Annotated in this window: 19 protein-coding genes and 1 pseudogene; 12 read left to right on the top strand and 8 right to left on the bottom strand. The window is 74.1% G+C overall.

Annotated features, from left to right (window positions below; translation table 11 throughout):
• Positions 1-73 precede the first annotated feature (73 nt).
• Positions 74-1,054: a GlxA family transcriptional regulator gene (locus tag EMA17_RS11045; RefSeq protein WP_126636767.1), complete on the top strand. Its 981-nt coding sequence runs from the start codon at positions 74-76 to the stop codon at positions 1,052-1,054.
• Between the two features lie 36 nt (positions 1,055-1,090).
• Here the strand turns inward: EMA17_RS11045 and EMA17_RS11050 are convergent, their stop codons facing one another.
• Positions 1,091-2,788, bottom strand: a complete 1,698-nt coding sequence (locus EMA17_RS11050; RefSeq protein ID WP_126637160.1) for a bifunctional 3'-5' exonuclease/DNA polymerase — start codon at positions 2,786-2,788, stop codon at positions 1,091-1,093.
• 226 nt (positions 2,789-3,014) lie between these two features.
• Positions 3,015-3,986, bottom strand: coding sequence for a helix-turn-helix transcriptional regulator (locus tag EMA17_RS11055; RefSeq protein WP_126636768.1), 972 nt, complete (start codon positions 3,984-3,986; stop codon positions 3,015-3,017).
• Between the two features lie 135 nt (positions 3,987-4,121).
• Between EMA17_RS11055 and EMA17_RS11060 the strand changes: the two genes are divergently transcribed.
• Positions 4,122-4,517 (top strand): RidA family protein, encoded by a 396-nt coding sequence (locus EMA17_RS11060; protein WP_126636769.1) that lies wholly within the window; start codon positions 4,122-4,124, stop codon positions 4,515-4,517.
• 135 nt (positions 4,518-4,652) lie between these two features.
• Positions 4,653-4,955 (top strand): hypothetical protein, encoded by a 303-nt coding sequence (locus EMA17_RS11065; RefSeq protein ID WP_126636770.1) that lies wholly within the window; start codon positions 4,653-4,655, stop codon positions 4,953-4,955.
• Between the two features lie 76 nt (positions 4,956-5,031).
• Here the strand turns inward: EMA17_RS11065 and EMA17_RS11070 are convergent, their stop codons facing one another.
• Positions 5,032-5,751, bottom strand: a complete 720-nt coding sequence (locus EMA17_RS11070; protein ID WP_371862994.1) for a sigma-70 family RNA polymerase sigma factor — start codon at positions 5,749-5,751, stop codon at positions 5,032-5,034.
• 660 nt (positions 5,752-6,411) lie between these two features.
• Complete coding sequence (locus tag EMA17_RS11075) at positions 6,412-7,221, bottom strand: hypothetical protein (RefSeq protein ID WP_126636771.1); 810 nt, start codon at positions 7,219-7,221, stop codon at positions 6,412-6,414.
• A gap of 305 nt (positions 7,222-7,526) precedes the next feature.
• Between EMA17_RS11075 and EMA17_RS11080 the strand changes: the two genes are divergently transcribed.
• Genes EMA17_RS11080 through EMA17_RS11090 form a run of 3 tightly spaced genes read left to right on the top strand, consistent with a single transcriptional unit; the run spans position 7,527 to position 10,695 of the window.
• Positions 7,527-7,910 carry a hypothetical protein gene (locus tag EMA17_RS11080; protein ID WP_126636772.1) on the top strand — a complete coding sequence of 128 codons (384 nt, stop codon included), beginning with the start codon at positions 7,527-7,529 and terminating at the stop codon, positions 7,908-7,910.
• Entirely contained in the window at positions 7,907-10,189 is a 2,283-nt protein-coding gene (locus EMA17_RS11085) for a heavy metal translocating P-type ATPase (RefSeq protein WP_281290475.1), read from the top strand. Before EMA17_RS11080 ends, EMA17_RS11085 begins: the two co-directional genes overlap by 4 nt.
• A complete protein-coding gene (locus tag EMA17_RS11090) occupies positions 10,186-10,695 on the top strand; it encodes a copper chaperone PCu(A)C (RefSeq protein ID WP_126636773.1) in 510 nt (169 codons plus the stop codon). Before EMA17_RS11085 ends, EMA17_RS11090 begins: the two co-directional genes overlap by 4 nt.
• Before the next feature lie 128 nt (positions 10,696-10,823).
• Here the strand turns inward: EMA17_RS11090 and EMA17_RS11095 are convergent, their stop codons facing one another.
• Positions 10,824-11,711 carry a DMT family transporter gene (locus EMA17_RS11095; RefSeq protein ID WP_126636774.1) on the bottom strand — a complete coding sequence of 296 codons (888 nt, stop codon included), beginning with the start codon at positions 11,709-11,711 and terminating at the stop codon, positions 10,824-10,826.
• Positions 11,712-11,856: 145 nt separating this feature from the next.
• On the opposite strand from EMA17_RS11095, the gene EMA17_RS11100 reads away from it, so the two are divergent.
• Positions 11,857-12,804, top strand: coding sequence for a LysR family transcriptional regulator (locus EMA17_RS11100; protein ID WP_126636775.1), 948 nt, complete (start codon positions 11,857-11,859; stop codon positions 12,802-12,804).
• Positions 12,805-12,914: 110 nt separating this feature from the next.
• A complete protein-coding gene (locus EMA17_RS11105) occupies positions 12,915-13,784 on the top strand; it encodes a pentapeptide repeat-containing protein (protein WP_126636776.1) in 870 nt (289 codons plus the stop codon).
• A gap of 23 nt (positions 13,785-13,807) precedes the next feature.
• On the opposite strand, the gene EMA17_RS11110 is transcribed toward EMA17_RS11105, so the two are convergent.
• Complete coding sequence (locus EMA17_RS11110; protein WP_126636777.1) at positions 13,808-14,599, bottom strand: hypothetical protein; 792 nt, start codon at positions 14,597-14,599, stop codon at positions 13,808-13,810.
• 539 nt (positions 14,600-15,138) lie between these two features.
• Here EMA17_RS11110 and EMA17_RS11115 point away from each other — a divergent pair.
• Positions 15,139-15,741, top strand: coding sequence for a dihydrofolate reductase family protein (locus EMA17_RS11115; protein ID WP_126636778.1), 603 nt, complete (start codon positions 15,139-15,141; stop codon positions 15,739-15,741).
• Positions 15,742-15,755: 14 nt separating this feature from the next.
• On the opposite strand, the pseudogene pdxR reads toward EMA17_RS11115, so the two are convergent.
• Positions 15,756-17,137 (bottom strand): annotated as a pseudogene (gene pdxR, locus EMA17_RS11120) (MocR-like pyridoxine biosynthesis transcription factor PdxR).
• Positions 17,138-17,301: 164 nt separating this feature from the next.
• Here pdxR and EMA17_RS11125 point away from each other — a divergent pair.
• The 3 genes from EMA17_RS11125 (at position 17,302) to EMA17_RS11135 (ending at position 19,658) form a co-directional block, all read left to right on the top strand.
• Positions 17,302-18,054, top strand: coding sequence for a metallophosphoesterase (locus EMA17_RS11125; RefSeq protein WP_126636779.1), 753 nt, complete (start codon positions 17,302-17,304; stop codon positions 18,052-18,054).
• Positions 18,055-18,104: 50 nt separating this feature from the next.
• Positions 18,105-18,932 (top strand): PP2C family protein-serine/threonine phosphatase, encoded by an 828-nt coding sequence (locus EMA17_RS11130; RefSeq protein ID WP_126636780.1) that lies wholly within the window; start codon positions 18,105-18,107, stop codon positions 18,930-18,932.
• Positions 18,933-19,037: 105 nt separating this feature from the next.
• A complete protein-coding gene (locus EMA17_RS11135; RefSeq protein ID WP_126636781.1) occupies positions 19,038-19,658 on the top strand; it encodes a cyclodeaminase/cyclohydrolase family protein in 621 nt (206 codons plus the stop codon).
• A gap of 54 nt (positions 19,659-19,712) precedes the next feature.
• On the opposite strand, the gene EMA17_RS11140 is transcribed toward EMA17_RS11135, so the two are convergent.
• Positions 19,713-20,087 (bottom strand): recombinase family protein, encoded by a 375-nt coding sequence (locus EMA17_RS11140; RefSeq protein WP_126636782.1) that lies wholly within the window; start codon positions 20,085-20,087, stop codon positions 19,713-19,715.
• Positions 20,088-20,228 lie beyond the last annotated feature (141 nt).

The raw sequence follows: 20,228 nt of genomic DNA on the forward strand, positions 1-20,228 counted from the left end.
GGCGCGTGGGACACCCCGCGTCGTGTCGATGTGGCGCGCGGCGTCGGCGTGCCGCGGGTGATTGGATTCCCCCATGTCGGTCGTCGCCGTGCTGGCCCTCGACGGGGTTCCCGGGCACCAGCTCACCACTCCCGGGCTGGTGTTCGGGGCCGCCGAACGCGACCATCGCGGCGTCGCGTACGAGGTCAGGATCTGTTCGGGCCCCGGTCCGCGGACGATCGCCGGACCGGCCGGTCCGCGGATCGGCGCGCCGTACGGGCTCGACGCCCTCGCGGACGCGGACGTCGTGCTGATCCCGGGCCACGACGGCTACCGGGACGCGCCGCCTGCCGGCGTCGTGCCGGCACTGCGCGCGGTGGCGCGACGGGGCGGCCGGATCGCCGCCGTCGACACCGGGACCTTCACGCTCGCCGCGACCGGACTCCTGAACGGACGCCGCGCCACCACCAATCGACGCCGTACCGACGAACTGGCCGAGCTGTATCCGGACATCGACGTCGATCCGCTCGGCATCGCGATCGAGGACGGCCCCTTCCTCACCGCGGCGGGCGTGTTCGGCGGCATGGACGTCTGTCTGCGCCTGCTCGCCCACGATCACGGCCGGCGGGTGGCCGACGCGACGAGCCGGGAACTGATCACCCCGCTGCACGTGTACGCCGACGACGTCCAGGAGACCATCGCCCGGCAGGTCGCCGCGACCGTCGGCCTGGAGCCGACGCTGCGCTGGATGCGCGCGCACCTCCACGATCCGCTCACGCTCGCCGACCTGGCCGCGCACGCCCGTACCGGTGCGGGCAGCCTCACCCGCCGCTTCCGCGCGCACACCGGCCTCAGCCCGCTGCAATACCTCCTGCGCATGCGCCTGGAGGAGGCCCAACGCATGCTCCGGGAAACCGACATCCCCGTCGAGGAGATCGCGTACCGCGCGGGCTTCGTGTCGCCGGTCGCCATGCGCCGGCACTTTCGCGCGCTGACCGACTCCACCCCGCGCGCCTACCGGAGTGCCCACCGTGCCGCCGGCGACCGCCCCGCGCGCCGGCTCGACGCCGACTGACATCCGGGCCACGCGGCACCCGGCCGTCGTGCCGCGCTACTTGGCCTCGGCGTAGGTGTGGGTCGCCGTCGGGACCAGGGGCAGCAGGACGGGGGTGTCGCCGAAGACCAGGGTTCGGGCCTCCTCCGCGGCCTCGGTGATCGCGGCGGATACCGCGTCGGTCAGGTCGGCGGGGCTGTGCACCACGAACTCGTCGTGTTGGAAGAAGACCAGATGCGGGCGGCCCGACGGGGACGCGTCGTAGCGGGCGAGCCGGCGGCGCAACGCGGCGAGCAGGGCCAGTGCCCAGTCGGCGGCACTGGCCTGGATGACGAAGTTGCGGGTGAAGCGACCCCGGGCGCGCGTCGATCGGGCGCCCGCGTCGTCGGTGCGGTCGGCGTTGGGTTCGCCGCTCGCGCCGCCCTCGGCGAGGTCGAGCCAGGCGGAGGACGGCGGCGGGCAGGTGCGCCCGAGGCGCGACCGTACGATGCCGCCCTCCTCGCCGGTGCGCGCGGCGGCCTCGACGTAGCCCATCGCGTCCGGATATCGCCGCCGCAGGGTGGTCAGGAGCGGGCCGATGTCGCCGCTGGTCTGCCCGTACATCGCGCCGAGCAGGCCGAGTTTGGCCTTGGCCCGATCGCCCTGGAAGGCGGCCTTGGCCAACGCCTCGTACAGGTCGCCGGCGGCGGCCGAGCGGGCCAGCCCGGCGTCCCCGGACATCGCGGCCAGCACGCGCGGCTCCAACTGCGCCGCGTCGGCGACCACCAGCCGCCACCCGGGGTCGGCCACCACCGCGCCGCGCAGGACGCGCGGGATCTGCAGCGCGCCGCCGCCGCGACCGGCCCAGCGGCCGGTGACGACGCCGCCGACCACGTACTCGGGGCGGAATCGGCCGGCGCGTACCCAGGTGTCCTGCCACGCCCATCCGTGCGCGGCGTGCAGGCGGGCGAGTTCCTTGTACCTGATCAACAGCGCGGCGGCCGGGTGGGCCACGTCGCGCAGGTACCAGGTGCGGGTGGAGGTCAGTCGTACGCCCTGATCGGCGAACGCCTTCATCACCTGCGGATGCGAATCGGGGTTGAACGCCCGCCCGCCGAGCGCCGCGCGCAGTTGCTCGGCCAGGTCGACGAGGTGTTGCGGCGGCGCGCCCGCGACCCGGGGCCGGGCGCCGAGCAGTTCGGTGAGCAGCGCGTCGTGGACGTCGACCCGCCAGGGCAGCCCGTCGGCCGCCATCTCCGCCGCGGCCAGCCCGCCCGCCGACTCGGCGGCGACCAGGAGCCGGAAGCGGGAGCGCCGGGCGGCGTCCTCGATCGTGTCGATGCGGCGCACCTGGTCGGCGTGCACCGCCACCACGGCCTCCAGCGCGTCGACGCCGGCGGGCAGCCGCAGCCGATCGGGGACGAACAGGCTGTCCTGCGCGTCGGCGACGCCGATCGGCAGGTCCTCGGGCACCGGCAGGCCCTTCAGCCGGGCCCAGGCCGCGCCCAGCGAGCGGGGTTCGCCGATCCGCTCCTCGTGTGCGAGCAGCAGCGACTCGACCAGCGCGAGGTCGTGACAGCGGCTCACCCGGGAGGGCGACAACGGCGCGTAGGCACTCTCCGCCGAGGCCCACACCCACCGAGGCGGCACCGGCGCGGCCTCGAAGTCGGCTACCGCCGCGACCAGATCGGCCACGTGGACGGCCGCACCGAGCGGCACCCCGTCGTCGCCCAGCGGCCGCAGCCGCCCCCCGTGCCCGTAGGCGTCGGCCGCCACGGCCACTCGAGGCGCCCTCACCCGCACCACGCCCCCGGCCCGGCCCGGTCGACCCAGGCACGGCACACCCCGCACCGAGTCGAACCCACGGCCGACCTCCTCTCACCGCACCGAATACGCACGAACCACCCACAAGCGACAAGACCGCCGACCGACGAACACTACCCGGCACCCCCGACAGACACGGCACCGACGCGAACGAGGCGCGGAGGCGCGGAACGGGTGGTCAGGGGGAGGTCGCGTAGCGGACGGCGGCCGCGGTGGCGCGGTCGTGCAGGGACGTGCGCAACGACCGGGGGGCCAGGGCCTCGGCGTCCGGGTCGAGTTGCCACAGGGCCCACTCGGCGTGGCGGGCGTCCTGGAAGGTCACTTCCAGGCGCAGTCGGCCGTCCGCCTCGGGCTCTTCGGCGCGCACGGCCAGCGCGGTGGCCAGCAGTTCCTCCCGCCGCGCCGGGTTCACCCGTACCAGTACGGCGAATTGTTCGTCGGCCAGGAACTGCGCGCAGCGTTCGCGCCAGACCCGGTCCAGGTCGACCCGGTTCGGCCGCTGCGCCGGTTCGGGAAGTTCCTCGGCGGCCAGCACCCGGGACAGCCGGTACGTGCGGTCCTCGCCGGATCGGGTGGCCAGCAGATAGCCCCGATCGCGCACGGTGACCAGGCCGATCGGGTCCACCGTGCGCCACTTCGGCTCCCGACCCGCGGCCGCGTAGTGGATCCGGAGCCGGTGTCCGGCCAGCACCGCGCGCCGGACCTCGATCATCGCCGTACCGGGCACCTCCTCGGCCGGCGACCGGCGCGAGAGCAGGTCCGTCTCGGGCTCGACGAGAAACCGCTGCGCCGCGTCGTTCGCGGTGGCCCGATGGCTTTCGGGCAGTGCGTCGACCACCTTGCGCATCGCCGAGGCGAGTGCCGACCCGAGGCCGAACACCTGCTCGCCGCGCCCCGATCCGGCGGCGAGCAGGGCAAGGGCCTCGTCGTGGTTCAGTCCGGTGAGCTCGGTCCGGAAACCGGGCGACAACACGAACCCGCCGTGCCGACCGCGCTCGGCGTACACCGGGACGCCGGCCGCGGACAGCGCCTCGATGTCGCGCAGCACCGTGCGCGTGGACACCTCCAGCTCGTCGGCCAGCGTGGCGGCGGTCAACCGACCGCGCCGACGCAGCAACAACACCAGCGAAACCAACCGATCGGCGCGCACCTCGAGAATTTTATCGGAATACATGACCGAGGATGTCGTGATTCATTGCGAGGCTCTTCCCCACGACGTCGGAGCCGGCCGTCGGGCCGGCGGACGTACGTACTTGCGACACACACGAATGGAGCCGACGTGGCGATGGAACGAACGGCAGTCAACCCGGTGACGTGGTCGACGGAGCTCGGGTTCAACCAGGGAGAGGTCGTCTCCGGGCACACCCGGACCCTGTACTGCTCCGGGCAGACCGCGATGAGCGCCGAGGGCAGGCCCGAGCACGACGGCGACATGGCGGCGCAGTTGACGCTGGCCCTCGACAACCTGGAGGCCGTTCTCGGCGAGGCCGGCATGTCCCTCGCGAACCTGATCCGGCTCAACGTCCACACGACCGACGTCGATCTGCTCTTTCGGCACTACGGCGTGCTGGCGTCACGATTGGGTGCCGCCGGGGTGGCGCCGACCACCACGATGCTCGGGGTGACCCGGCTGGCGATCCCAACCCTGATGGTCGAACTCGAGGGGACCGCGGTCGCCTGACGCGACCTCGGCGCCGGGTGGGGGCGGGCCACGAATCGCGGGGGGTTAGGTTCGTACGCGGAGCGGTCGGTCGCCGCCGTGCCCCGGTGGCATCGATCGACCGCGGTCTCGTCGTCGTTGTGAGGAGTGCGTTCCATGGCTCGTGTACCTTCCGCCGCCGTTGCCGCCGCCGGGTTGGTCGGCGGGTACGCGGTCGCCCGTTATACGAAGCGGCGGCCGCTCGGCGGCGCGGTGCTCGCCGCGGCGGGTGCGGTGGCGGCCAAGGGGTGGCGGGAGCGGGCCGGTACGCCGACCGCCGCCGCGCTGACCGGGCTGTACACGGTCGCGTTCGGCGCCTCGCACCCACTCGCGAAGAGGATCGGCGCCTGGCCCTCGGTGTTCGCGGTGGCCGGCACGGTGGCCGCCGCCTCGTACGTACTCGCGGACCGCAGGGCATAGGAGGGCATCGAGCGGGGCGTCGCCGCCCCCGAACGAGGGCACGCCACGCGGGTCGCGTGGCGTGCCCTCCGGCACGTCAGCCGGCCCTGCGGTGCGGGGTGGGGCGGGGTTCCGGGGAGTCGTAGCCGACTTCGTCGGCCTCGCGCAGGAGTGCGATCAGGTCGCTTCGGGCCCTGGCGACGCGTGAGCGTACGGTGCCGATCGGGCAGCCGGCGATGACGGCCGCCTCGGCGTAGCCGAAGTCGAGCACCTGTGTCAGTACGAAGGCCTCGCGTCGGGCCGGATGCAGCGCGCCGAACAGGTCGTCGAGGGCCAGGCCCTCGTCGAAGCCGGGACGGGTGATGTCCTGGCGGCGCTCGGCGACTTCCACCCAGTCCTCGACGGCGGCGGTACGGGGTCGCGCGGCCGCCGCACGATAGCGGTCGACGACGGTTCGTCGGGCGATGGACAACAACCAGGTCCGGACCGAGGACGCCCCCGTGAAACGCGGCAGCGCCGTCCAGGCCCGCAGGTACGTCTCCTGGGTGAGGTCGTCCGCGCTCTGGACGTCGGTCAGGTACGCGACGAAGCGCCACACGTCGCGATGCGTGCCCCGGACGAAGTCGTCCACGGCCTCCGGGTCACCGGCCGCGCCGGCGAGGGCCCTCGCGGTCAGGTCGAAGTCGGGCATGGAATCCCCCGACCGGCGGGAGTCGAGCGGGGTCACCGAGGCGGTGCGCTCGCCGCGCGAGGCTTCGGGCGCACGGGACGGGTCGGGCGTGGGGTGTGCGGTACGGCGCCCCGCGGGGCGCAACATCACGGTCGTCGCGAGCCCCGAACCGGCGGGACGCCTCGGGTCGGGCGCGGGCGCCGACGGCAGTGCCGACAGCGCCGGCGGTCGGTGGTCGGGCCGGTGTTCGGAGCGGTGTTCCGATCGGGTGACAGGGTGGAGAGCAGACATGGTCCACGTCCTCGTCGAGCGGGCGGCGATCGATCGGCGCCGGGCGGATCGATGCCGAGCGGGTGGAGGGGCGCGCACCGGGAGCCGAGCGCGGCGGTGCCTGCGACTCGGACTCGACGACGGTGCGGTGGAGCACCCGAGGACACGCCGACCCACACCCGTGACGCGGCACCGGGCCGGTCCGATCGGGTCGAGCCGGATCCGACGCCGGGCGTGCCGACGGGAGGGGTGGCGGCGTCGCGGATCGGGACGACGCCCGCCCGTTCCCGACGCCCGGGGCGGCCGCGACCACGTCGCGGACCGCGCCGGGGCGGCGGGAACCGGGGAACGTTTCCCGGTCACGACACCGGCGTCACCCGGGTGATCGGTACGCCTGAATCCACCGACCGCGACGCGCCGACGCGCCCGGGACGCGCCCGGATCGGGCGGGGTCACCGCGCCGAAGGCACGACGGACCCGGCCGTCCCGCGCGGTCGTGCGTGGGCCGGAGCGCACATCGGTGGACGTCGGTGGACGTCAGGCGTACAGCGCCGCCGGCGGCCCTCGACCCGGTAGCGGTCGGCTGACCCACTTGGGGACGGCCCGGACCCGACGCCGGCTCGCCCTCGGCATCGCGGGGCGGCCGGCGGCGATCGGCGACGTCCAGGCGCCGACCAGCGCGAGCACCACGGTGCCCGCCATCGTGGCGAGCAGGCGCAGCAGTCGGAAGACCGCCTTCTCGCCGTGCCGCAACCACAGGCCGCACCCGAGCGCGGCGAGCACGTGTGCGGCGAACATCCCGGTACCGCCGTGTCCCAGAACGGACATCAGCGCACCGTCGTGGTTCATCCCGCCCATCCCGGAACCGGCACTCGCCGTGTGGTGCCCACCGGAGCCGGACGCGGGTCCGCCGAAGCCGGCCGCCGCCGGGGACTGTCGGGCCAGGTCCGGGTCCAACCGCATCCGGGTCAGCAGTTCGGCCACCGAGTGGGTCGGCGCGTCACCGGGGCGGTCGTCGTTGCACAACAACACCTGGAGCCACTGGGACCGAAAGCGGGCCGCGCCGGTCGGCTCGGGAACCGGTTGCCGGGCCAGTGTGAACAACGTGTGCAGACCGGCCTGGGCGGCCAGTACGGCGGCCGTGATCGCGCCCAGACCACGTTCGCGATCGGCCACGGCCCAGGCCAGTACGCCGATCCCGACCCCGGCCCCGACCGGGGCGACCCAGTGCACCGGGGCGTCGGACATCAGTGTGTGCCCGAACAGCGCGAGCAACACACAGACCACCGCGAACATCGCGGCGCGAACGGCTCGAAGCACGGACCGGGCAGGCATGGTGACCCTCATGTTCCCATCCGCGCACGCCGATCGGACCCGGGGGTGGCCGCCCACTTCCCGAACTTCTCCCGAACCCCGCCGAAACCCGGACCGAACTCCACCCCGGATCCGCCCGGAACCCGATCGGAACCGGCACACGATCGGCGCGGAATCGACGTCGAGGGCGACAACCCGCCACCGTGTGCCCCGAGTCCGCGTCGTCCCGGCCGTCCCCCGGGAGTCCGCGTGAATCGTGTCGTGCGGGAACCAGGCATGATCGCCGACCGACTACCGGGATGCCCTCGCCCGCCGATCGATCCCTGGAGCCCGATTTCATGCCCGTGTTCGCCGGTGGACCCGACCCCCGGGATCGCTCCCGGCATCCGCGCCCGCGCCCGCCGTTCCGTCCGCCGACCGGCGAGATCACCGGAGTTGCCGGAGATGCCGGGATCACCCCGGATTCGCCCTCGCGTCGGACGGCGACGTCGCGCCGGGCCGCTTCGGCGCCCGGAACGGTGCTCGCCTTCCTGGGCCTGCTCGCGGTGCTGTTCGTCGTCGCGTTCACGATCGGCCGCCAGGCCGGCCCGGTGGCGCCCGACCTGCGCGAGCCGGGCCGGCCCGGGGCGCCGGTCAAGATGGGCGACGAGGGCGGCGGCCACGGCCGGATGGGTCTCGGCGAACCCGACGGCGGTCCGCGCAGCCCCGGCGCCGCCCTGTGACCACCTCCACCCGACCGATCACCACCGACGTGACCGTGTCCGGCATGACCTGCGGGGCCTGTGTGCATCGGGTCGAGCGTCGGCTGGCCAGGCTCGACGGCGTCACCGCCACGGTCAACCTGGCCACCGGGCGGGCCCGCGTCGTGCACCCCGCGTCCCTGCCGGTGATCGACGTCCTCGCGGCCATCACCGCCGCCGGCTACGAGGCGACGGTGGCCGGCCCCACCCCCGCGGGCGCCGCCGCGACCGGCCCGGCCGCCGAGGCGATCGACCGCGGTCGGCGCGATCTCCTGATCGTCGCCGCGCTGGCGCTGCCCGTACTGGTCCTGTCGATGGTGCCCGCCTGGCAGTTCACCAACTGGCAGTGGTTGTGCCTGACGCTCGCCGCGCCGGTGGCCACGTGGGGCGCCTGGCCGTTCCATCGCCGGGCCCTGCACGGACTGCGCTACGCGGGCGCGACCATGGACACCCTGGTCAGCCTCGGCGTCCTCGCCGCGTTCGGCTGGTCCCTGTGGGCCCTGTTCGGTGGCGGCGCCGGCGAGCCCGGGATGCGGATGCCCTTCACCCTGCTGCCGCCCGCCGCCGGCGACGAGGCGCACATGTACCTCGAAGTCGCCGTCGCCGTGCCGCTGTTCGTCCTGCTCGGCCGCCGGCTGGAGGACCGCGCCCGGACCCGGACCGGCTCCGCGCTGCGCGAGTTGGCCGCGCTCGTCCCGGACCGGGTCGCCGTCCTGCATCCGGGGCCCGGCGGCAAGACGGTCGAGGTGACCGTGCCGACCGCGTCCCTGACGGTAGGTCAGGTGTTCGTGGTCCGGCCCGGCGACCGGGTACCCGCCGACGGCGTCGTGGTCGACGGCCGCTCCGCGCTCGACGTGTCCCACCTGACCGGGGAAAGCCGCCCGATGGAGGTCGGCCCCGAAGACCGGGTCCCCGGCGGCAGCGTCAACGAGGGCGGCCGGATCACCGCGAGGGCCACCGCGGTCGGCGCGGACACCCGCCTCGCCCGGATCACCGCCGCGGTGGAGGAGGCCCAGGCCGGCAAGACCGGCGCGCAGCGCCTCGCCGACCGCATCGCGGGCGTGTTCGTCCCGTCCGTACTGGCCACCGCCGTGACCGTGCTCGGCTTCTGGCTCGGCGCCGGCGGCGACCCGCAGGCCGCGGCCGGCGCGACCATGGCCGTCCTGGTCGTGGCCTGCCCGTGCGCCCTCGGCCTGGCCACGCCCACCGCGATCCTGGCCGCCACCGGGCGCGGCGCCCGGCTCGGCGTACTGATCCGCGAACCCGCCGGCCTGGAACGCCTGCGCCGCGTGGGCACCGTCGTGGTCGACAAGACCGGCACGCTGACCACCGGCGGCATGAGCCTGCTGCGCCACGTGGCCGCCCCCGACGTCGACCCGGGCGAACTGCTCGCCCGGGTCGGCGCGGTCGAGTCCGCGTCCGGGCATCCGATCGGCCGCGCGCTGGCCCGCGCGGCCGGCGAGCGCGTCGGCACACTGCCGCCGGTCGCCGATTTCGCCGCGGAGCCCGGGATCGGCGTACGCGGCCTCGTGGACGGCTCGCGGGTGGCCGTGCTGCGCCCGGGCGTCGAGGACGTCACGGCGCTGCCCGCCCGCCTGCGCGCGGCGCTGTCCGAGGCGGACGCCGCCGGGGACACCGCGGTCGTCGCGACGGTCAACGGCGTGCCGGCGGGGGTGCTGGTCCTGGGCGACTCGGTACGCCCGGAGGCCGCCGGCGCGATCCGGGCGCTGGATCGGCTCGGCGTCACGGTGATCCTGGCCACGGGCGACCGTCCGGGCCCGGCCCGGGCGGTGGCCGACGCGGTGGGGATCGACGAGGTGCTGAGCGAGTTGGACCCGCACGACAAGGCCGAACTCGTCCGCGGCCTGCGGCAGGACCACCCCGGACGGGCCGTCGCGGTGGTCGGCGACGGCATCAACGACACGATCGCGCTCGGCGAGGCGGACCTGGGCATCGGCATGGGCGGCGGCACGGCGGCGGCGATCGGCGTCGCCGACGTGACGCTGGTGCGCGACGACCTGAGCGCGCTGGCCGACGCGATCCGGCTCTCCCGGCGCACGACCGGGACGATCCGGGCCAACCTCGGCTGGGCGTTCGGCTACAACGTGGTGCTGATCCCGATCGCGGTGACCGGGCTGCTCAATCCCATGCTCGCCGCCGCCGCGATGTCGGTCAGCTCCCTCGCGGTGGTCACCAACAGCCTCCGGCTGACCCGATTCCGGGCCGGCCGCCCCGACGACGCGAAGCGGGACCGGACATGAAGCCCCCGACCGTACCGAAGCCCGTGGCCGCGCTGAAGTCCGTCGCGGGCCCCGTCCTGGCCGCGGCCCTCGCGCTGACCCTGCTCACCGTCTGGACGGCGACCGGCCGCGCCGGTACCGCGCCCAAGCTCTCCATCAGCGACGGTCGGGTACACCTGGCCACCAACGCCGACGCCACCTCCGCCTACTTCACCATCCGCAACACCGGCGACGCCAACGACGAACTCGTCTCCGTCAGCACACCCATCACCACCGACGTCGGCTTCAGCTTCCACACCTACACGGGCTACGCCGGCCGCATGTGGATGACCAAGGCCCTGCCGATCCCGGCCAACGGCCTGCTCGGCATGACCGCGAGCGGCGCGAACATCATGCTCGGCACACCCCCCAGACTCACCCCCGGCCAGACCATCCCCTTCACCCTCCGCTTCCGGCACAGCCCACCGATCCACACCACGGCCGTGGTGATCCGCCCGGGCACCTGGACCCCGGGCCGCACCTCCTGAACCGAGATCGCTCGATGATCCCCGGCGTGATGGGTCCACACCCACCCGACGACCGACGAAGCCGAAGCCGAAGCCGGCCGGCGCATGTCCTTCCACCAGGCCACTCCCACCCCCGACGACACCGACCGCTAAGGGGAGGCGGGGCTTCGCACCTCGGCGGTCGAAGTGGCCGTTCCCCGGACCCGGGTCAGTCCCACGCCCGCGAGCACCACGATCATGCCCGCCACCACCCGTACGCTCAGCGGCTCGTCCAGGACGATCGCACCCAGGGTCACCGACACCACCGGCAGGAGGTAGCCGACCGTCGCCGCCGCCGTCGGGCCCTCGTCGGCGATCAGCCGGGAGTTGAGGTGGAAGGTGACGCCGGTACCCAACACGCCCAGGACGATCACCGCGATCACGGCGGTCGTGGTCGGCCCACCCGGATGCGCGGGGCCGGCCGGGAGGGCGAGCGCGGTCAGCCCGGTCGCGCACACCAGTTGCGCGGCCGAGAGCGCGAGCGGCGCGCCACCGCGCCCGATCAGGTGCCGGTCCATGTAGGCGAACGCGACCGCGTACCCGAGGGCCGCGCCGAGCAGGGCGAGTGCGCCGCGACCGGTCGCACCGCCGTGCTGCCAGGGCGCGAAGATCAGCAGCGTGCCGGCGAAGCCCAGGACCAGGCCGAACAACCGCGTCGCGGGCAGCCCGCGTTCGGTGCCGATCGCGATGCCGATGGCCAGTGACCAGAGCGGGGTCGTGGCGTTGAGGACACCCGCCACGCCGGAGTCCACGGTCTGCTCGCCGACCGCGAAGAGGAAGAACGGCACCGCGTTGCAGAACAGCGCGGCCACGACGAGGTGCCCCCAGGTGCGCCGATCACGCGGGAGCCGCTGCCGCGCGGACCGGGCGAGCGCCAAAAGCGCCAGTGCCCCCAGGGCGCAGCGCACGACGGTGATGTGCAGCGGCGCCAACCCCCCGTTCAACGCCACCTTGATCCACAGGAAGCCCGACCCCCAGAGCAGGGCGAGAACCACCATCCGCACGAGCGTCGCGCGCGAGCCACCCGGCACTGTTCGCCTCCGAAGCAAAGGGATCAAGGGAATCAACGGGATTTTTTACGGTGTCGCATCCCATCACTTAAGACAAGCGACAATGTCTGCATGAACCTTTAAGCTTCACTACATGATTGACGTCCGGCGTATGCAGACCCTTCGAGCGGTGGTCACCAGCGGCTCGGTCACCGCCGCCGCGCGCAACCTCGGCTACACGCCCTCCGCCGTGAGCCAGCAGATCGCGGCGCTGGAGAAGGAGGTCGGGATCGCGCTCCTGGAGCGCGTCGGTCGGGGTGTGCGGCCGACCGAGGCCGGGCGGTTGCTCACCGAGTGCGCGGTGGTCGTCGGCGCGCACCTCGCCCGGGCCGAGACCGCGCTGGCCGAGCTTCGGGCCGGGCGCGGGGGGCGGATCACGATCCACTACTTCGCCAGCGTCGGAGCGCTCCTGGTGGCCCCCGCGCTGGCCGCGTTGCGCCGCGAACATCCGGGCGTGCAGGTCGAGTTGCGGTTGTCCGAGCCGCTCGATCCGCTGGCCGAGGTGCGGGACGGGCGGGCCGACGCGGCGCTTGTGGTGTGGCCCGCCGACCGGCCGGTCGGCGATGATCTGCGGCTCGTGCACCTGCTCGACGTCCGGTATCGCGCGGTATTGCCCCCCGGGCATCGGCTCGCCGCGAAACCCGTGCTCGATCTGATCGATCTCGCCGACGAGCCGTGGGTGGCCAGTGAATCGCCGGGGCCGTGTCTGGACGTGCTGCTCGACGCGTGCGGTGCGGCCGGGTTCGGCCCGGACTTCGTGGTGGAGAGCCGGGACTACGCCACCGCCCAGGGTTTCGCGGCGGCCGGGCTCGGCATCGCCCTCGTTCCCGAATCGGCCCTGGACGCCCGGCCGTCGGCGACCGCGGTCCGCGAACTGCGCAACCCCGAGCCGGTCCGGCGAATCCACGTGGCGGTCCGCCGATCCGCGCCGCCGCAACCGGCGATGGACGCCTTCCTGGCCGGCCTGCGCGCGGCCGCGGCCACCACCTCGGCCGCGAACCCGCCCACTTCGCCGAGTCGCCCCGTCCACCCCACCCGGTGAGCGCCGCCCCGAACCGCTCACCGAGGCCGATCGGGGACAATGGGCGGATCGTCCCGAGCCGACCGCGACCCCGGCCCCGGCTCCCCCGCCCCGTCAGGAGTCCCCGCACCGTGCCCGAGCAGCGCGAACCCGCAGCACCCGGCCCCGACCCGGTCCTCGTCGGCGCGCGTGCCGAGGCCCTGCGCGCCGACTGCGCGAACTGCTTCGCGCTGTGCTGCGTCGCGCCCGCCTTCGCCGCCTCGGCCGACTTCGCCATCGACAAGCCCGCCGGCCGCCCCTGCCCCAACCTGCGCACGGACGACTTCGGTTGCGGCGTACACACGCGCCTGCGCACGATCGGCTTCACGGGCTGCACCGTCTACGACTGCTTCGGCGCGGGCCAGAAGGTCGCCCAGGTGACGTACGCCGGCCGGGACTGGCGCCGGGCGCCGCACACCGCGCAGCAGATGTTCCGGGTCTTCCCGGTCATGCGCGACCTGCACGAACTGCTCCGCTACCTGAACGAGGCGCTGTCCCTGCCGGCCGCGCACCCGGTACACGCCGACCTCGGCGCCGCCTACGACGAGACCGAACGGCTGACCCTGGGCAGCCCCGCCGACCTGCTGCGGGTCGACATCACGGCGCTGCGCGAGCGGTACAACCCACTGCTCCTGCGCGCGAGCGAACTGACCCGCGCGGTCCTCCCGGGCCGCCGGAAGGACCGGCGCGGCGCGGACCTGATGGGGGCCCGCCTCAAGGGCGCCGACCTGCGCGGCGCGAACCTGCGCGGGGCGTACCTGATCGGCGCCGACCTGCGCGGAGCCGATCTGCGCCTGGCCGACGTGATCGGCGCCGACTTCCGCGACGCGGACCTGCGCGACGCCGACCTGCGCGACGCCCTCTACCTGACCCGGTCCCAACTCGACGCCGCCAAGGGCAACTCCCGGACCCGACTGGCCGATCCCCACACCCACCCCACCCACTGGACGCAGGCCCGGTGACACCCACACCCTCGGGTGCGCGCTCAGGGGTGGGTCGCACGGATCTGGTAGACGCCCGGGGCCACGCGGTTGGAGTGGCGGCGGGTCAGCGGGGCCAGAGTGTCCGGCCAGATCGTGGTGCGGGACCAGACGACCCCCGCCAGCAGGGGGAGGTCCAGGTGATCGACGTGGGACAGGTCGGTGTCGGAGGCGTCGATCGCCTCGGCGCGGATCTCCTCCTCCAGGCATGTGGCGAGGCGGGCCGCGGAGCCCGCCGCCGCGAGGGCGGCCGTGGCCGGGATCGTTCGGCCCGGCTCGGCCGATGCGCGTAGGCGTCGCTGCGCGGCGTCCAGGGCGCGACCGCTCTCGGCCAGGGCGGTGCCCAGGGCCTCGGCGAGTGCGCCCGGTCGCGGCGGGACGGGAGTCGGGAGCAGGGTGAGGCGGTTGCCCAGGCAGCGGGCCTGACCGGCGGCCAGCGACAGGGCGATCAACGCCTCCGCCCGGCGGTACCGGCCGTCGCCCCGGCACGGCGTCTCCAGCACCCGGAACGCCCGGCCCACCGCCGCCCGATGCCCGAGGACCCGCTCGCGGATGTCCCGGGTCCGCGCCCGCAGCACGATCGCGGTCCGCACCGGGCAGCGGTCCGGCGACACGAGCGACTCCGCGCTCGCGGGCGGCCCCTGCTCGTACCGGTCGCACAGGACCCGGCCCAACTCGTCGCCCAGGTGCCGCCAGGCCCGGCGTTCGGCGGCCGGGTCGGCGTCCCGGTCCGCGGTCGACAACGCGCGCAGGTCGCGCTCGGTGAAGACACGTCGTTCCTCGTCGGAAATGCTCATCGAGCCGCCTCCTGCTGTCGCAAGTCGAACCGCCACGTCGAACCGCACGTCGAGCCGGGGGGCCGAACGGAAAGGGGTCGAAACAGAACGCCGAACACGACGGATCGGGCACCCGAACCGAGTGCGAACGAACACGGGCACGAACCGAACACGAACGACGAGGGCGAGCACGAAGGGCGGCCACGAACTCTCCGGCACCGGGCCCGGAGTCGCACGTGGCCGGCACGGCCGGCGGACGGATCCAGGGAATGAGAAAGGTGCTTTATACACAAAGCTGCACGCATATCCTCGCGCTTCAACGTATCAGCCGTCCCCGGTTTGCTCCATGGATACGACACCCACGGTCACGTCCCGGATCTTCCGCGTCACCGATATCCGCCGGGCGCACGCATGGCGCGCGTCGAGCGCACGTCGAGCGCGCCCCGGGTACCCGCCCGGAACCCGAGCCGCGCCCGCACCGCCCGTCCCCGCGCGCGCCCGCCCACACCCTCCCCGAGACTGGAGGGATACCCCGGACCCGACCCCGGGAGGGCAGCCGCATGGCAATCGTCGTGGCCGAGAAGACCATGTCGTTGGACGGATTCGTCGCCGACCCGTCGGACGGCGTCGAGGACCTGTTCGGGTGGTACTCGAACGGCAACGTGGAGATCCCCACACCGGGTTCGGGGCCGACCTTCCGTACCTCCGAGGCGAGCGCCCGCCATCTGCGCAAGACGCTGGTCGACGCCGGGGCCGTCGTCGCCGGCCGCCGGCTGTTCGACCTCACCGACGGGTGGGGCGGCAGCCATCCGATCGACGTGCCGGTGTTCGTGGTCACCCACCACGTCCCGCACGAGTGGGTCGCCGCGCATCCGGACGCGCCGTTCACCTTCGTCACCGCCGGGGTGGCCGACGCGGTCGCCCGAGCCCGGAAGGCGGCCGGCGACCGCACCGTGGGCATCGGCGGCGCCGACATCGTGCGCCAGTGCCTGAACGCGGGCCTGGTCGACGAGATCGTGGTGAACCTGGTACCGGTCCTGCTCGGCGCGGGCATCCGCTTCTTCGACCACCTCGCGCACACCCCGATCGAGTTGGAGGCGACCCGGGTGATCGAGGGCCGACGGGTGACCCACCTGTACTTCCGGGTGGTCGGGCCCGGTTGACCGCGCCCGCCCGATCACGGCGCCCGCAGCACCTCCGCCAGCGCGTCCAGCGTGCCCGGCCAGGCGTGGCCGGGCGAGGCCGCGAAGCCGACCAGGACGCCCTCCTCGGGAGCCGGCCCGTGCCACAACTCGCGTACGCCGCGCAGCGCCATCCCGCACGCCGCGGCGCGCGCGAGCACCAGGTCCTCGTCCGGCCCGCCCGGCGGCAGCGTCATCAGCACGTGCAGCCCGGCCGCCACCCCGCGGAACTCCGGCCCGGAAGCGGTCCGTTCGGCACCGAAGCGGCGCACGAGCAGGGCCCGTCGACGGCGATAGCTCAGCCGGGCCGCGCGCACGTGCCGCTCGTAGTCGTGCCGGTTCAGCAGATCCGCCAGCACCAACTGGCCCAGCCCCTGGGATGCCAGTCGGCCCGGTGCTTGGCCCGCACCACCGGTTCGACCAGGTGTGCGGGCAGGGCCAGCCAGGCCAGCCGCAGTCCCGGCCCCAACGTCTTGGACACCGACCCGCAATACGCCACATGCTCCGGCGCCATGCCCTGCAACGCGCCGACGGGCTGCCGGTCGTAGCGGAACTCGCCGTCGTAGTCGTCCTCGACGATCAACGCGCCGCTCGCCCGCGCCCACGCGCACACCCGGTGTCGGCGTCCGGGTCGCAGCGGCACGCCCGTCGGATACTGGTGCGCCGGCGTCAACACCACGGCGCCGAGCGCCGGATCGGCCAACCGCTCGAAACGCGCGCCCTCGGCGTCCACCGGCAGCGGCACCACCGCCGGCCCGGCGCGCCGGATCACGTCCCGATACACGTTGTGCCCGGGGTCCTCCATCCCCACCACACGCACCCCGGCCTCGGCCAGGACGCCCGCGAGCAGCCCGATCGACTGGTAGAAGCCCGAGGTGATCACGATGCGATCGGGCGTGGTCAGCACGCCTCGGGTGCGGCCGAGGTGTTCGGCCAGCGCGGTGCGCAGTTCGAGCCGGCCCTGCGGGTCGCCGACGCCGTGCACCGCGAGCGGCGCGGCGGTGGTGAGCACCCGACGGGTGGAGCGCAGCCAGGCGGCGGTCGGGAAGGCCGACACGTCCGGCAGGCCGGGACGCAGGTCGAAGCGGGGCGGGGCGGTCTCCGGCCCGCCGTGTGCGGCCGCGGGCACGGCCGGTCCGGGCATGTCGGCGACCCGGGTGCCGGCTCCCCGACGGGTGATCAGGAAGCCTTCGGCGACCAGCTGGTCGTAGGCCGCGGTGACCGTCCCGCGCGCGAAGCCCAGGTCGGCGGCGAGCCCGCGCGTGGACGGCAGCGGGGCACCGGGCGCCAGCCGCCCGCCGCGGATCGCCGCCCGCAGGGCTCGCTCCAGACCGACCCGGCGGCCCTCGGCGGTGTCGACGTCGACGTGCAGGTCGATCGCGGCGGCCGCACCGCCCGCCTCACCCACCGCGCTCACGAACCGGACCAATCCTTCGGCATTTCACTGGATCTTAACCCTGGTCCGGTGGCCCGCGTAGCGTCTACGTCATCACGACCGGTTACACCGGAACGACGTTTCCCCTCGCCTCCAAGGACCGCCCGATGATCGTGTTCGCGCATCTCAGTGACACCCACCTCGACGGCGGCCGGCGGGCCGCCGAGCGCACCCGCGCGACGATGGAGCACCTGAACGCGCTCCCCTTCGACCTGGACGCGGTCCTGGTCACCGGCGACATCGTGGACCGGGGCCTGCCCGCCGAATACGACGAGGCCCGCAAGGCGTTGGCGTCCAGGCACCCGCTGCTGATCCTGCCCGGCAATCACGACGTACGCGGACCGTTTCGCGAGGGGCTGCTCGACGAGCCCGACGACGACGCCCCGATCAACCGGGCACATCGCACCGAGCGCGCCGTGTACGCGCTGTGCGACTCGTCGATCCCGGGCCGCGACGACGGGCTGATCGCCGACGAGACGCTGACCTGGTTGACCGGGGTGCTGGACGAAACCCCGTCCTCCGTACCGGTGTTCGTGGCCTTCCACCACCCGCCGGTGGAGTTGGGCATCCCGACCATCGACGCGATCCGCCAGTTCGGCGCGGACCGTCTCGCCGCCGTGGTCGCCGACCGGCCCAACGTGGCCGCGCTGCTGTGTGGACACGCGCACACGCCCGCGGCCACCACGTTCGCCGGCAAGCCGTTGATCGTCGCCCCGGGCGTGGTCTCCACCGTCAACCTGCCCTGGGAGCGCGCCGACGAGGACGCGCCGTTCGTCGCCGCGGACATCCCGCCGGCGCTCGCGTTCCACGTGCTGGACGACGCCGGGCGGCTCACCACACATTTCCGCACCGTGGTCTGATCGCCCGATAGCGTGCCACGGTACGCCAATCGGAGCGAAGGGGGCCGCTCATGTTCGAACGACGCCGGCAGGATCCGGGGGCCGCGGGCGGGGTCGGTTTCACGGCGGGCCCGGTGCGGGTGCTCGCGGCGGCGGGCAGCGTGGTCGGCACCCGGTATCGGGCCAACTTCGACGTGTTCGGCCTGGACCCGGACCTGCGCCTGGCCGCCGTGGTCGACGGCATGGGCGACGGGCCCGGGAGCACGGCGGCCGGACGGATCACGATGACCGGGTTCACCGAGACGGTCCGCCGGGCCGTGCACGGGGGCGGCGCGGCGGACCCGGCGGCGTTGCGGGCGGGCGTGGCCGGCGTCCAGGACCGGGTGCTGGCCGCGGCCCGCGACCTGGACGGGGTCACCGGCTGCACGCTCACCGCGCTGGTCGCCGACGCGGGCGCGGGGAGCGATCCCGAGGCCGCCGCGTGGCTGGTCCAGATCGGCGACTCGCGCGGGTATCGCCTGCGGGCCGGATACCTGGAGTTGCTGACGGTGGATCACACCGAGGCGTGGTTGGGCGCGGTCTACGGCTGGTACGCGGCCGACTCGCCGGAGGCCGGCGCCGCGCGCTATCGGCTCGGCCGCTACCTCGGACACCCCGGTCGGCCCGAACCGGACGTGCTCAACGTGACGTTGCGGCCGGGCGACGTGTACCTGCTGTGCACCGACGGCGTCGCCGAACAGTTGGATTACCACACGCTCGGCCGACTGCTCGCCGCGCCGGAGGCGCCCGCGGGGATCGTCGACCGCCTGCTCACCGCGACCCTGGACGCGGGCGGCCACGACAACGCGACCGCGATCGTGCTCCGCGTGCGGGAGTCGGCGGCGGGGCCGACGCGCTGACCGCACGGCGGTGCGAAGGTTGCCGTCGGGACCGAACACGGATCGGATTCGTGCGAGGATTCCCGGACATGCGGTAGTCGCCCCCCGAGCGAAGGACGAACTCCCATGCACGACGAGAAGATCGGCGAATACCTGGACCGGCTCGCCGACCGGGTGCCGGCGCCCGGCGGCGGAGCGGCGGCGGCGCTGCACGTCGCGCAGGCCACCGCGCTGCTCGGGATGGTGGCCCGCTACACCACGGGCGACCGGTACACCGAGCACGCCGGCTCGATCGCCGAGGTGATCTCGCTGACCGACGAACTGCGGGCCATGGCACTGCGGTTGGCCGAGGCCGACGCGGCCGCGTTCACCGCGGTGACGGAGGCGCACCGGCTGCCCCGGGAGAGCGCCAAGGAGGTCTCCGACCGGTCGGCGACCGTGGCCGCCGCGCTGATCGGCGCGGCCAAGCCGCCGGCCGAGGTGATCGTGGTGGCCTCGGCGTGTGTCGAACTGGCGGAGAAGCTGCTGCCGATCGCCAATCAAGCGGTGATCACCGACGTGGCCGCGGCGGTCGAGGCGGCGCGGGCGGCGGCGACCACGTCCCGGGTGAACATCGAGGTCAACCTCAACAGCATCAGGGACGAGCAGGTCCGGGCCGAACTCGCCGCGCAGACCGCCCGGGTGGACGAGATCACCAAGCGCGCCGACGAGGTCACCAAGGCGGTGCGGGCGGCGGTATCGGGCTGAGGCCGCGACCGGGGCGGAGTCGATTCCCACTCCGCCCCACGCACCCCACGCACCTCACCACCTCGCGACGCGGCGTCCCTCGTGCTCGTGCCAGCGGCCCGGGAGGTCGATGATCTCGGCGCCGGCGGTGATGAAGCGATCCGCGATGGCGCGGGCGCGCTCGGGGTCGAGCGAGAAGACCCACAGGCCGGGGATCAGGACGATACGGACGGCGCCGGCCAGCACATGGGCCAGCAGCTGTTCGAGGGCGGGTCGTTCCTCGCGCGAGGAGACACCGTTGTCCAGACACACCACCGGCCGGCTCAGCCCGATGCCCTGCGCGTACGCCGTCAGCGCGTTGCGGTGGGCGGCCATCTCCCACGGGTCACGCGGGTAGCACCGCAGGTAGGCGACCGGCGCGCCGACGTGCGGAGGGGAGACGGTCGTCATGGCGACTGATTCCTTTCCGGCGATCGGCACGGACCCGCGGTCCCGCCTGAGCGCAAGTCAACACCGTCCCGACCCCAGAGGTCTATACCAATATTGTCATTCCTGGGTAACTCCTGGGCATCGGCCCACCACGGCGGCCGT

Origin of the sequence: Embleya hyalina, assembly GCF_003967355.1 — a bacterium.
GTDB classification, from domain to species: domain Bacteria; phylum Actinomycetota; class Actinomycetes; order Streptomycetales; family Streptomycetaceae; genus Embleya; species Embleya hyalina.

What these genes read in the sequence shown, in the direction of transcription:
- EMA17_RS11045 (WP_126636767.1), top strand. Translation starts at nt 74, where the DNA reads ATGTCGGTCGTCGCCGTGCTGGCCCTCGACGGGGTTCCCGGGCACCAG.
- EMA17_RS11060 (WP_126636769.1), top strand. Translation starts at nt 4,122, where the DNA reads ATGGAACGAACGGCAGTCAACCCGGTGACGTGGTCGACGGAGCTCGGG.
- EMA17_RS11065 (WP_126636770.1), top strand. Translation starts at nt 4,653, where the DNA reads ATGGCTCGTGTACCTTCCGCCGCCGTTGCCGCCGCCGGGTTGGTCGGC.
- EMA17_RS11070 (WP_371862994.1), bottom strand. Translation starts at nt 5,751, where the DNA reads ATGTTGCGCCCCGCGGGGCGCCGTACCGCACACCCCACGCCCGACCCG.
- EMA17_RS11075 (WP_126636771.1), bottom strand. Translation starts at nt 7,221, where the DNA reads ATGAGGGTCACCATGCCTGCCCGGTCCGTGCTTCGAGCCGTTCGCGCC.
- EMA17_RS11080 (WP_126636772.1), top strand. Translation starts at nt 7,527, where the DNA reads ATGCCCGTGTTCGCCGGTGGACCCGACCCCCGGGATCGCTCCCGGCAT.
- EMA17_RS11090 (WP_126636773.1), top strand. Translation starts at nt 10,186, where the DNA reads ATGAAGCCCCCGACCGTACCGAAGCCCGTGGCCGCGCTGAAGTCCGTC.
- EMA17_RS11095 (WP_126636774.1), bottom strand. Translation starts at nt 11,711, where the DNA reads ATGGTGGTTCTCGCCCTGCTCTGGGGGTCGGGCTTCCTGTGGATCAAG.
- EMA17_RS11100 (WP_126636775.1), top strand. Translation starts at nt 11,857, where the DNA reads ATGATTGACGTCCGGCGTATGCAGACCCTTCGAGCGGTGGTCACCAGC.
- EMA17_RS11110 (WP_126636777.1), bottom strand. Translation starts at nt 14,599, where the DNA reads ATGAGCATTTCCGACGAGGAACGACGTGTCTTCACCGAGCGCGACCTG.
- EMA17_RS11115 (WP_126636778.1), top strand. Translation starts at nt 15,139, where the DNA reads ATGGCAATCGTCGTGGCCGAGAAGACCATGTCGTTGGACGGATTCGTC.
- EMA17_RS11125 (WP_126636779.1), top strand. Translation starts at nt 17,302, where the DNA reads ATGATCGTGTTCGCGCATCTCAGTGACACCCACCTCGACGGCGGCCGG.
- EMA17_RS11130 (WP_126636780.1), top strand. Translation starts at nt 18,105, where the DNA reads ATGTTCGAACGACGCCGGCAGGATCCGGGGGCCGCGGGCGGGGTCGGT.
- EMA17_RS11135 (WP_126636781.1), top strand. Translation starts at nt 19,038, where the DNA reads ATGCACGACGAGAAGATCGGCGAATACCTGGACCGGCTCGCCGACCGG.
- EMA17_RS11140 (WP_126636782.1), bottom strand. Translation starts at nt 20,087, where the DNA reads ATGACGACCGTCTCCCCTCCGCACGTCGGCGCGCCGGTCGCCTACCTG.